We start from the raw sequence: 12349 nt of genomic DNA on the forward strand, positions 1-12349 counted from the left end.
AAAAGTTCTGGTTTATGCTGCATAATCAAACTAGCTTTTAGATTTTTCTGTCGTTCTATCCAATTTGTTGCGGCAGGATTGATTTCCACTAAATCATAATGATCCTTTGCGTATTGCACCACTTCCGCAAGGGTATGCGGGTTGGCCGCTATTCTCTTTTCTATCCTTTTTCGTCTGGATTGATAGATAGCATTTCGGATTCTAATCTTTAGAGATTGCTTTTGAGCTTCTCCAAATATAAAAACACTTGTGGGACCATCTTCACCATTTATTATGGAAACTTGATTGATACTTTTATTTTTCATAAGTGCCCTCTACTCACAAATCCCGATTATATCGGTGATTCACAATCTTTTAGCCAAAATCGCAGTTCCATAACCGTCACAGCAATTTTATACTTTACTTCGATTTCAATCTTTTCTGGTGGATTGGCTAAAAGCCTGTCAATATCATTTTCCTCAACACCAGCCATTTTTGCTATCGTTAGCTTGGATATGCCATGATAGGAAACAAGCACTTCCAACTAATGCATTGATTTGATATTTTCCTTTTACCGAACCCTCTTATGCCTTAATATCAAAACTTGATCTATCAGGTGCAGAAATACTCACAGATTCTGCTACAAGGCTCTGTGTCATACTTTTTACATCATTACCAGTTATGGATAAGGTATAATCACCCGTTTCTTTTCTTTCTGCCGATTTTTCTGCACGTTGCTTTGCAGCTTTTTCTTCCTCTGCTTTTTTAGCAGCTCTTTTTTCTTTTACCTTTTCCTCTTTTTCTCTGTTCTCTTTTACTTTTCGTTCAGCATTCTCTTTCGCTATTTTCCCATCTGGATCATTTGTACCAGATATTGCCACCGAAATATTTCCGTTTTCATCAACCTTATAACTCAGATTTGTCAAAGTGCCCAAACATCCATTCACCGCACTTTTTGCACAATCTGGAATGGCTGCTAAGTTTTCCTCCAGATACTTTGCTTTTTCCGGATCATTCATACACTTCTGTAAAAATGCACTTGAAACGGATACTGTTGTCGGAACCTCTTGCATTGAAGTCATTCCCGTATTCATATAATGGTATTTTCCTTGCAAGTATTTTGAATAATCATTTACATTGCTATACCCCGTCTTAATCTGCTCTGTTTTTGTCACACCGGGACGTGATGTTTTTAATTCAACTGTACTTGTTGTCACGTTGCCGTCTTTTGTATTTGTACTATCCTTTTCACTATCTGTTTTTTTAACAGTATTCTTGTAATTTGAAGCATAATACGATGTGCAACTGCTGTTATTGATACCTGTAATTGCCATAATCCTACCTCCCTGTTATTGAAACTTAAAATAATTTCTATTATATTGAACGACTTGGATATTTAATTTCCGTTGATGTAAATTCATCTTCTGCCGAAACATTGATATGCCCACTGCTGTCAATAGCATACTCTTTACCATAAACGGAAAACGTATCTCCTTCTTTATACCCGATTTCTATCCAGTTTATATCATTTAACTGTTTTATCTTGGCGTCAACATTTATGGTCTTTCCTGATTCCTGCAATAAATAAGTGTGTTTTCCTGCTCCCGTATCTATAGAAAAGAATCCCGGAGAAATCCCGACTTTCTCACAGACTGACAGTACTTCCTCATTACTGTAGAGATAACCCCACACACTCTTTCCCTGTGCCAGATCAGATAAAATATTACTTGCTTTGCGCATTTCCCACTTATAATTTGTCCCTTTTTGATTTGTATTCTCTGCAAGCAACGATTCCGAGGCTGCCCAGCCTATCCTTCCATTGTTGACCGTCCATGTATATTTACCGCCACTTGATGTTGTCCATGAATAATAACTTTTATTACTTAATACCAAAGAATTATTTGCAGCACAAATGCCTGACATGGTGCTTGTATTCATTTTCGGTACTGCATAATTAGGTACTACCTGTCTGCTCCCATTAAGGTCAAAGGAAATAACCCCGTACTCCTTAAAATCAGAATTATATCCACAGGAAACATTCTCCCCAAAATTGATTGCATTCAAAATAGCACTTGAATTATTATAGTTTGCAAAATAATAAGCCAATTCACTGTTAGAAATATTCGCATTTTTATCTATCAGTGCAGCTATTGATTGCTTTGAAAAGCCTCGTGCAGCATCAGAAATACTTAAACTGTCCTGTTTTTTATTATTTCCTACTCCAAGCAACATCTGTATTGCTTTTTGGTGTATTCCTGCCTCTGCTTGCTTTGAATATGTCAATAGCTGGTTTACTGTGTTTACATCTGTTACTGTCTTCATAGCTAGTCTCCAAACCCTTTTTCAACATTAAACGCCAAACATATGCTGCAATTTGTCCAGCATATCGTTTGATTTTTCTCTAACACTTCCCGGCTGATTTCTTAATTCATATCTGTTTTCATAGTAATGATTCAAGTAACCTTTCAGCCCATCATAAAATGAATCCTTATCTATTTCATCATTTAAAAATTTGTCACACAAACCGGTCATTTCCATTTTCTCATTCGTATAGAAAGCTCTCTCATCGGAGATGATTTCTGATTTGTACTTATAAGCTTCTGTTTTGCTCCCTATTCCGACAACCATATAATCCGGTGTCATTCTCTCCATGATAGAATTGCGTGCCGACTCATTAAAATGAACATATTCGTCAATCATATCTGAAAAACCTGCCTGTAATTGCTCCGGGACATACATTTTATTTATTTTGTTTAATCCAGCCTCACTTGCACTTAATAAAAATACCGATTCAAATGAAGTACCACGATACCCTTCCCTGGCATTCAAGTCATCTACCGCTGCCACCATTGTGCCGATCTGCTCTTTTAATGTATTTCTTTCATCTTCTGATAAATATTCTGCCGCATTTTCATCTATCCACTTCTCAAAAACCGCAGCCTGATTCTCAGAATGTCCCTCAAAGACACTTCGATCTCCTGAAATAGAAGACGCCTTTAATTCCAATTGAAACAAATTTTCACATTTATATTCTGCAGGTATCTCTCTTATTTCTCCATTAATAGATGAAAAATGCATTGTATGAAAATCCGATACCTTATTACGAGCAGTCTCAACTAACTTTCTTGCTGAATCACTGATTTTCACATCATCCTCCGAAATAATATTCTGAGGAACAGTTGTTTTCTTCTCAACCTTATTTTTTATCATCTCTGGATTATTAATATACCTATTTCCTTGAACTTTCATAGCAACCTCCCTAAGTTAGTCCACACTTTCTATACTTCTTTATCTATCTTGCTCGATGTCAAAGAAGCATCCGTCTTAGAGTACGTACCATTATTTGTATAGGTTGCACTCGCCCGGTTTGCAGCATTCGATATACCAGTTGCTTTCTGCGATATTTTGCTTACAAAAGAATTATATCCTGTAAAGACCGTTTTCAGCGAACTGATATCTGCCTGCTTTAAAGCATCCTCATCTAATTCCAACTTGTTTCCTTTTCCTATGGTAATACCTATTTTGGCAAGCATATTACTGTTTTTGTCTGTCATTCCAGTCATCCATGAAGCATTTCGCAATACATCCTTTGTATTAGATTCTCCGGCTTCCTTAACTACATCATTATAATCTTCAACAAAAGATTTTACTGCCTTGGTGATTTTATCCCAGTCATAATCCTCTACCTCAATCTCTTCCCCCGTTTTTTCATCTTTCTTTTTTATTTTCTTTTTTTCCCAAAGAGAAGAGTCATTCAAAGCATCTGCTGATTTTTTCAGAGAATCTGCACTTGTTTTCATCAAGGTAAGTTTTTGTGAAGTATCACCTTTTCCCGATAATTTTTCAGCATCCTGTTTTGCATAATATGCTTTCATAAGTTTTCCATAGCTTCCATTTTTGATTGCAGCATAATCAGAAAGCATATTTGTATTGCCTACTGATGAACTATCTGACGTTCCACTAAACAACGCTGAAAAATCTACATTGCTGTTATATTTACTTGTATAATCACTAAAACTTTTGATTTCTGACATAACACCAGCCTCCTTTCTGAACTATAAACGTATATCTATCGGTGTATATACTACCGACTGTCCACTTTCTGATGCTGGATTTGTTATTGTTTCTGCTGTTTCTGTTTTGATATCTGCATTCTCTGATGCATCTGTTGTCGTATCTGCATTTTCCTGTGTATTCTCTGCTTTCTGAGGTTGATCCTTCTTTGTTTCTGCTGCATCTGTACTGTTGTCTGTCTTTGCTGCTTCTTCCATAGATTTATTTGCATCTGAAAGTGAAGACATCTGTGCTACTGTTGCAGACTGCGCTTTTGCCTGCAAATCTGCCAGTTCTTCTTCTTTCTTTTCGGTATTGCCTTTTCCAGCATCCTGCTTGATTTCAGACTCAAGCACACCGGCTCTTCCTTCCATCTGTGTTGCCATACTACCCTGCACTTTTGCTTGCTTCATAGATGAATCTGCGGAAATCATTGCCCGCATACCTGCCTGTGACAAGCCTGTTCCTTTCTTTGCAGATGTATTTTTTGTACCAGCCACCATATCATCCATAGATGATTTTTTACTCTGCTGTTCCTTTCTCTGTTCAATCTGGTGCTGTCTTAACTGTTGATTGAGATTTGTAATTTCCTGTTGTATCTCCTGACGTTTCTTCATCTTATCCTCTAATGACAGTTCTTCATTTGATGATAAGTCCTGCAATTTCTGCTGTGCATTTGCAATCTGATTCTGAATATTTTTACTCACAGAATCATTCGCCTGTGCCATTCCTATTGCTCCTGTCTGCGTATTCGTTCCGTTAAATCCATTAATTTTCATCATTTCGTTGTCCTCCTTGAGCTAATACTCTGAAATCCGTTTCCTGAAAATCTGTATAACATGATTTCTCTTTATTTTTTCTTTCGGCATATCTTTCTTCACAATAAACCGTGATGTTGTGAACCGCCCTTTTTTCGTTGTGAAGCATCAAGAAATCACTACATATTTCTGTAATTTACAAAATACATAGTGCCAATTTATTTCTTTATTCTACCTGCATCATAATGCTAAGGATTACTTCCTCATTTCCCTGCTCCAAAGATATATCTCCCATATACATTCTGGCAACCCGGCGAATGTTATTCAGACCCATTCCATGTTCCCTCCCAGATTTGGTTGTTTCTGGCAAATCGCTGTCACCAAAATTAAGCTGACCCCAAAAACTGTTTTTTATGGTTATCATAAAGATACTGTTTTTCCGAAAAGAAGAAATGCTGATATACGGATCATCTCCACTTACATTTTCCATGCAGTTATTCAAGGCATTATTCATGATCACACTCAAATCAAATGCATTTAACTTCGTATTCTGCGGATAATGAAAATCCGACAGAAACCGAATCTGCCTTTCTTTTGCTTCTCTCAGCTTTTCCATCAAAATGACATCAATTACCGGACTTCCTGTCTTTATTTCCGGAGATACCTCGTCCCATTCATTTTTCAGATGTTCCAAGTATTCTGTAGCATCATCCATATTATTATGTGCCACCAGATGTTCCAGTGTCTGTATATGATTTCCCATATCATGGCGCATGGAGCGGATATCCCGATACAACTTTTCGACTTCCTCGATATGCTTTTTCATGTCACTGATCTGATTTAATACCAGCTCTTGTCCCCGCTGTTCTTCCTGCATCTCTTTCCAGTTTTGAAACATTACAATCACAACAAGAATAGCAACTATGGAAATCAGATAGTGTAAAAAGCTTAAAGCTCCATAAAATCCATATGTATCAATCAAGTTCTTTCCAGTATCTCTTTCGTATATCATGAGATAATATTGTAAAATGCCATACCCAGTGACGCCTACAAGTGAAGGTATAATAAGCATTACCATCTCTTTGATGCTCATTTCATCTTTTTTGTATATATACGCTTTATTGATCAGTCCTATTGCAACCGCAATAAAAGCAATACAAAGTACAATATCCAAAACTCTGGTTCCAACATATAGTCCGTATTGCAACCACACTTTTTCTGCACTCATATTCCGAAATACAAGTGCTTTTGTAACAAGATCATCAAGTCTGGCTGCCATTGCAACCGTTAACCATCGGATAGAAAAGAACGTAATTGCAAGAAATATTTTCTGATATATATTTCTTCTGTCCTCTGCATACATCACAAGAAACGCTGCTATAACTCCAATCAGATATGCGGAAAAATTATCAATCTGTGGCGGAATCATATATAAAACAAGCATAATCGTAATATAAACAATACTGACTGCCACAGCCCCTTTTTTCTTTTTTATATAGGGACAAACAAATTTTCCAAAATAGATTCCTGTAATCATAAGGAGTGCGATAACAGAAATTTTCGATGTAACCATCCAGCATTTTTCTACCAAACTCATCCGATTTCTTTTCCTTTCCTCTGATTATATTTCAAATATTGTTTTACAAACTCAGAATAATTCTGTTTTGCAATCAATGCAGTTCCATTTTCCATCGTCACACAATTTGCATCATATTTCTGAACATATTTGAAATGTACGAGGTAGGCTCTGTGTGTACGAAAAAAATCTGCTCCCGCAATTTCACTCAGTTCCTGCAATTTTCCATAATATTCAATATTCGTATCCCGTGTATGGATAATGACTTTTCGATTATATACCTCAGCATACACAATATCCTTCAAAAACACTTTCATATGGCTTCCTCCGGACTGCACCATCATGTATTTTTCATCCGATTGATTTTCAGAATATTTTTCAATGCTTCTGACTGCACGTTTCACAACTTCTTCAAATTTTTCATCTGAAAACGGTTTCACCAGATAATGAAATGCTGCAACATCAAATGCCTGAAAAACATACTCCTCCACAGCAGTTACAAATATCAATACCATTCTTTCATTTTTCTGACGCAGAATCCTTGCCGTTTCCATTCCATCCATTCCTGGCATCTGAATATCCAAAAATAGAATATCCGGCTCACAACCACTTGCAATCAATTCATCACCAGATAAATATTTATCTATTACTGCATCTGGCAATAATTTCTTTATTTTTTCTTCTAATATCAATCCTATAGATTTTTCATCATCACAGATTGCTATTTGCATCTTGTCACTTCCTTACTTACATACAATTATATTTATAATATCGGAAAAGTTCTTTAAATAGCTAGCCACCATGTTGTGAACAGACCTTTTTTTGTTGTGAAATAGAATATCACATATATCGCTTTATCTGCCTCCTGTTAATTTGTTTTATCCGGCACACGCTCCTGGGAGTGACTGTATCTATCAAAAAAAGAAGTCAGCAGTTTATTCATGCACTACTGACTTCCTATACTACTTATTTTAATTGCCTCCCACATCCATCTGAATCTGATATCTTGGAATCGTCCCATTTTCCTTTTTATAAGCCAGAACATCATAAATCATCTACTGTTACGTTCCCATTTGATACCTTATTCAAAAAACGATCTAATTCCTCTACATAGCCAGCCAGACGATATTCCTCATCCCTGTCATTACTCAATAAACCAATAAAACGATTGTTCTTATTGGTGCCAATGTTCAATAACGATAAATCCACAACTCCCGAACCGTATCCTTTTACTGTTGCACTTGTAGATGCCCCCGTAAAAGCATTACGATAAAGATTATTGTCTCCATCATTTTTTCCGTCAGAACAAATTCATCACCTAAGTCCTTCATTTTTGATTGGCATACCGGAGCCGGCATATGATATGTATAATTACCACAAATATTCTTATACTGACTATGATTCTGGATGATTCCAATTCCCATACAGGGTTCTCCTTTTTTCGTAATTTTTCAACCAGTTTGCAAAAAAATATTATATTTCTAAAGCACAGAATACCATTGTCTGTTCATACGATCAGCTTCATACTGGTATGTAATCAACTGGTTCATATCCTTTAAGCTGCTCTTTCCATATAAAATGCTTAAAGTCATATCTGGCACATTGTTCCATCCTCTGGTTGAAATAGTTGAAACCAGGTCATGTATCCAATTATTCATTTGCTGCTTAAACTCTTTCGGAACTTTTCCGGAACTTTCAACTGCACTATCCACTAAGTCTAATATATTCTCTCCCGACTCCGTATAATATGTCCCATTTTTTTCCTCAAGTTTGTCTAATTCATATCCTGTATAACTATAAACCTGATGATATGCTTCGTATTTCATCTTTGATTCCTCTGTTACTTGAGAACTCTCACAGCCATCTTGTGTTGAGCAATAATAGATATGCTTATAGAGATTTTTCCCATTATTACCTACATTTAAAGCATTCTGCATCAACACCTTTGTTTCTTCATCCACGCCATCTACCGTTATCTCGTAACTGTATGGATCGACAGTAAAAGTACAATCTTTCGTAATAGAAGATGTATCGACACCAGCCTGCTTTAAAATATTTGAAATCTGCGAATTTACCAATGCTCTTTCAAATTGGATTTTATCCGAATCTACACTGTCGCCGTCCACTTCAATTCCCCTGAACAAAGAATCCTGATAATTTACACCATTTATTTTTCCTGTCCGGCACATCTGCATCTCATAATTATATGCAATCCTACGTTCTGTATCAGTCAAATTAGTCTCGTAATACTCTGAACTCTTATCAAAATACTTGGAATGAATATAATTTTCTGGGTTAGAATGTGTTTTTGCTTCTGCGGCAAGCTTAGAATACTTTTCCGTTAATGCCGCCCTAAATGCTTTACCTGTACTCATATATTCACTTGTTTTCGCATTAATCTGTGTTCCTGCATTCTCAATGAGCTCTTGATTCGTTTTTTTTGCTGAAACTATATAGGACTTTAAGTCAATGCTACTGTCAATACTTGTATTATGTGTTCTTCCACTTGTACTTTTTGTCAGTTTTTCCTTTCCCGATGCACTTATCGTTAAGGTATCTCTTGTGCCTCTACAACCAGTGTTTTGACTGCTTGCCGCTTTTTGCTGTTGACCAAACAGAACATTAAGCAATGACTGATTAGCATTTATTCGGCTGTTAAAAAATATATTCATAATATCACCAACCTCCTTCTTCTAATATTTTATAAACAAAATTATTGTTCATCCAATAATTTGATTATAATCATGTAATAATTCAGATTTTATCATGAGATACCATCTCAATGCTCTTTTCATAACTAGAAGCTGCTGTTGACACCAATGACTGAATATTGACATTATCACTGTTAGCATTTGAGTTATTCAATAGATTGGACAGTCTTTGTTTACTTTCATATGTCCGACTTCTATATACATCTTCCATTTGTTTACGTTTTATCAAATGTTCCTTTTGATTTTTTTCAATCTGTTCTTCAATAAATTCCTCCAACCGCTTATGACGTTTCTCCCACCAAGTTTCTCCATCATTAGCTGTTTCTAGTCCACTCTTTCCTACCGGACCTGCATAACCATATCATTCTTCCGGTGACGCTCCAATAACATCAAAGCTAACATTATTTGATCCTACAGAAAAATATTATATTTCTAAAATACAGAATATCATTGTCTGTTCATACTACCGCAAATATCAGTTTATGATCTTCGCACTCTAATTTCAGATGAATGACCGCTTTTCCGGTATTTTTCAGTACTTTTTCACTCTCCCGGATTGCATTATCCAGTAAATTGGAGAGCAGGATCACGATCTCTTCCTCCTCCAGACAGATCTCCTGCAGATCCCCTACTTTTAGGATCACTGCTATGTGTTTCTCCTGCATGCTGCGGTACTTCTGGTTTAAAACAGCATTGACCACCGGATGATTTGTGTTGATTGCCGACATCTCGACAGCTATGCTCTCTGTCAGCTTCTGCGTAAATGAAAGTGCCTCATCTGTGTGTCCATTCTTTATCAATGTCTGGATTGTGGAAAGCTGATTTTTATAATCGTGCATTTTTCTTCGCTGACGCTCATAGATTTCTTCCCGGTCCTGATAATCTGCAATACGATTTTTCTGATTTTGTTCCGTAAGTACCGCAATTTTTATTCTCTCTTCTTTTTCAATGGTATTCTGCATGAACTCCATAAGGATAAGGTTAATCGCAACCAGTCCCACTGAAAGAAATAAAAATACATTCTGCATGTCAATACATCCCGGCATACTCATATCAGTTTCTATGCCAGCACATCAAATGCCGAAACTCCATTTTCTGTCACTCCTATAGAAGTTGAAGTACCTAGCAATTCCACCATTTTTCCTGTCAGGTCATCTACATCTTTTCCATCAATTTTCAGATTATATTGCCGTTCTTCCTGCTCCTGTTTTTCGGCACGCTGTTTTTCCAGTCTTTCCTCTGTCTCTTTCTTTTCTGCTTTCCTTTTCTCGAGTCTTTCTTCAAGTTCTTTCCTTGCTTTTTCTGTTCCCGGATCAACTTCATCTTGAGTACACATTACAGAACTCATGCTATCATATCCATTTATAGTAATACTATAACTCAGTATCTTTGCTCCTCTTGCTGCCACATAAGCTCTTGACTGTTCTATTGTTTTTGGTATTAGCGATAAATTGTACTCCAACCATTGTTTTGTCTTTTCATCTCCCATAGCCTCTGACAAAAGAGAACTGTTTATATTTACGGAATAATCCCTGCTTCGTAAACAATCGTATTTTTGTGTTAAATAGTTCTTATATTCATGGGCATTCTTATATGTCCTGCCCGTTTTGTTTCCAGCATTTTGTGTATTGCCATAACTATTCGTATATGACGCATAAGTTCCTATTCCTGTAACTGCCATATTAACATATCTCCTTTCATTATTCGGAGTCCTTCCAACTATGCCACCTGTTGGATTTCTCTCAGAATCAATATAATATTGATCACACGCTAGCTTCAAATATACTTTGACTAATACCTTTCATCCACATATTCTGCGTTGCTCCATATCCTCTTTCCTGCCCTATATCATACAATCCACTGCTGTCAAATCCTATTTTTAATACCAAATCATTTTCTTTCTTCCAGCCATTTTTAGCATATTGCAGCCATCTCTTAGAATAAAGTTCATACCCTGCACCATTTTTAGATTTTTCCTTAAACAATGCCAGTAAATCTGTACCATCCTCTGCAATAAAAGTACCATTTTTATATGTCGCATTGCGTGCATCATATCCAGTTGTCTCATACACTTCATGCCATAAAGAATATTGGTTTGCCTTTGTCATATTTGCCTGCGAATTAACAATTTCATTATCTGCATCATGCATACAAATCCACGCATGCGTCCAAATATTTTTTGCATTATCTCCTTCATTCAGCAATTTTTCTATCTGCGATAATGTATCTCTATCTGCATTTCCCGACACCGTTAGTTGATATGTATATGGGTCAATAGAAAATACCAAATCTGCCTGTTTTGATATTGATATCCCATTCTTTGAAAGTAGATTTGAAATTTGCTGATTTACAACACTTCTGGCATGCTGTTTTTCCCTGTCAGTATTGCGTACATAACCAACACTTCTTGAACCACCTGTATATACATCCTTGTAATTCCTTAATGCATAATCATACCGTGCAAATCCACCCACAGGTTTTCCTCCGGATTGTAACATTCTTTTCTCTGTACGGTAAGCTATGGAACGCTGGTCTTCTGTCATATATGAGCAAAAATTAGGTGAGGTCACATCACAATATTTTGATTCGATATATGCCATTGGATCAGAATGAGACAAATTTTCTTTGTACACTTTATCATAATGCTCCTGCAAAACTTTTTGTACGAAACGATCCTCCTCTGTAAGTCCATCATATTGATAACCTACAGTTGTACCAGCACTGGAAGTATTGGGCAGGTTGTTTAAATCCCTGCCCGCTGGAATGTTATTATAATAGTCAGAATTATTTACAGTAACCATATTATCCCCCTGCCTTATATAAGTCTTATAATCTGTATCTTTAAATTCCTCCCGGCATTTTATTCTCTTATTTTAGATGCCAGTACGGTATAAAATTCTTTTTCCTGCTGCAGATATGCTGCCCTTTCCTCTGTAACTGCTGCCAACGGATTTTCTATTCTCTCCAATACTTTGTCGATAGCTGCTAAACAACTTTCTTTCGTTTCACCAAAAATATTGTCATCACCACCTGTCAGAAAATCCTGCTCTACAGATAACTGCGTTAATGTACTGGTTACATCCGTCTGAAATGGATTAAAACCAGTTTCTTCCAATGTTTCCTGCCACGCCGCCTTTACACTCTCCGGCACTGTCTGAAGGTAATAATCACTAATATATGCAATCTGCTTTTTGGTCTTTTCATCTGCAAACTGGTAGATTCTGTTATTCGCTTTTAACTGTTCATATGCCGCCTGCGCATCACTGTTCGCT

At 36.5% G+C, this 12349-nt stretch carries 14 protein-coding genes and 2 pseudogenes; all 16 read right to left on the reverse strand.

Annotated features, from left to right (window positions below):
• Positions 1-305, reverse strand: a pseudogene (locus tag DV740_RS14000) (hypothetical protein); the annotation flags it as partial.
• A gap of 26 nt (positions 306-331) precedes the next feature.
• Entirely contained in the window at positions 332-517 is a 186-nt protein-coding gene (locus tag DV740_RS14995) for an HTH domain-containing protein (protein ID WP_118088381.1), read from the reverse strand.
• A gap of 46 nt (positions 518-563) precedes the next feature.
• Positions 564-1313 carry a hypothetical protein gene (locus DV740_RS14010; RefSeq protein WP_118088382.1) on the reverse strand — a complete coding sequence of 250 codons (750 nt, stop codon included), beginning with the start codon at positions 1311-1313 and terminating at the stop codon, positions 564-566.
• Positions 1314-1353: 40 nt separating this feature from the next.
• Positions 1354-2301: a hypothetical protein gene (locus DV740_RS14015; protein WP_118088383.1), complete on the reverse strand. Its 948-nt coding sequence runs from the start codon at positions 2299-2301 to the stop codon at positions 1354-1356.
• A gap of 27 nt (positions 2302-2328) precedes the next feature.
• Positions 2329-3228 (reverse strand): hypothetical protein, encoded by a 900-nt coding sequence (locus tag DV740_RS14020; RefSeq protein WP_118088384.1) that lies wholly within the window; start codon positions 3226-3228, stop codon positions 2329-2331.
• 29 nt (positions 3229-3257) lie between these two features.
• Positions 3258-4013: a flagellar filament capping protein FliD gene (fliD, locus tag DV740_RS15140; protein WP_242986286.1), complete on the reverse strand. Its 756-nt coding sequence runs from the start codon at positions 4011-4013 to the stop codon at positions 3258-3260.
• 21 nt (positions 4014-4034) lie between these two features.
• The gene (locus DV740_RS14030; RefSeq protein WP_199534956.1) at positions 4035-4811 is read right to left on the reverse strand and encodes a FlxA-like family protein; all 777 of its coding nucleotides are present in this window, start codon (positions 4809-4811) and stop codon (positions 4035-4037) included.
• A 205-nt stretch (positions 4812-5016) separates the two neighbouring features.
• Positions 5017-6387, reverse strand: coding sequence for a sensor histidine kinase (locus DV740_RS14035; RefSeq protein WP_118088386.1), 1371 nt, complete (start codon positions 6385-6387; stop codon positions 5017-5019).
• Complete coding sequence (locus DV740_RS14040; RefSeq protein ID WP_055306784.1) at positions 6384-7097, reverse strand: LytR/AlgR family response regulator transcription factor; 714 nt, start codon at positions 7095-7097, stop codon at positions 6384-6386. Before DV740_RS14040 ends, DV740_RS14035 begins: the two co-directional genes overlap by 4 nt.
• Positions 7098-7410: 313 nt before the next feature.
• Positions 7411-7575 carry a hypothetical protein gene (locus DV740_RS14860; RefSeq protein ID WP_158561579.1) on the reverse strand — a complete coding sequence of 55 codons (165 nt, stop codon included), beginning with the start codon at positions 7573-7575 and terminating at the stop codon, positions 7411-7413.
• A gap of 20 nt (positions 7576-7595) precedes the next feature.
• On the reverse strand, positions 7596-7790 hold the full coding sequence (locus DV740_RS14045) for a hypothetical protein (protein WP_117699209.1): 195 nt from the start codon (positions 7788-7790) through the stop codon (positions 7596-7598).
• 57 nt (positions 7791-7847) lie between these two features.
• Entirely contained in the window at positions 7848-9038 is a 1191-nt protein-coding gene (locus DV740_RS14050) for a DUF4885 family protein (RefSeq protein ID WP_117699210.1), read from the reverse strand.
• Between the two features lie 497 nt (positions 9039-9535).
• Entirely contained in the window at positions 9536-10105 is a 570-nt protein-coding gene (locus tag DV740_RS14060) for a sensor histidine kinase (protein WP_242994361.1), read from the reverse strand.
• Between the two features lie 32 nt (positions 10106-10137).
• Positions 10138-10758 (reverse strand): DUF6033 family protein, encoded by a 621-nt coding sequence (locus tag DV740_RS14065; protein ID WP_242994363.1) that lies wholly within the window; start codon positions 10756-10758, stop codon positions 10138-10140.
• Positions 10759-10840: 82 nt separating this feature from the next.
• A complete protein-coding gene (locus DV740_RS14070) occupies positions 10841-11878 on the reverse strand; it encodes a DUF4885 family protein (protein ID WP_118088387.1) in 1038 nt (345 codons plus the stop codon).
• 59 nt (positions 11879-11937) lie between these two features.
• A pseudogene (locus DV740_RS14075) lies at positions 11938-12349 on the reverse strand (hypothetical protein); the annotation flags it as partial.

The sequence above is a fragment of the Roseburia sp. AF02-12 genome, from assembly GCF_003461765.1.
GTDB classification, from domain to species: domain Bacteria; phylum Bacillota; class Clostridia; order Lachnospirales; family Lachnospiraceae; genus Roseburia_C; species Roseburia_C amylophila.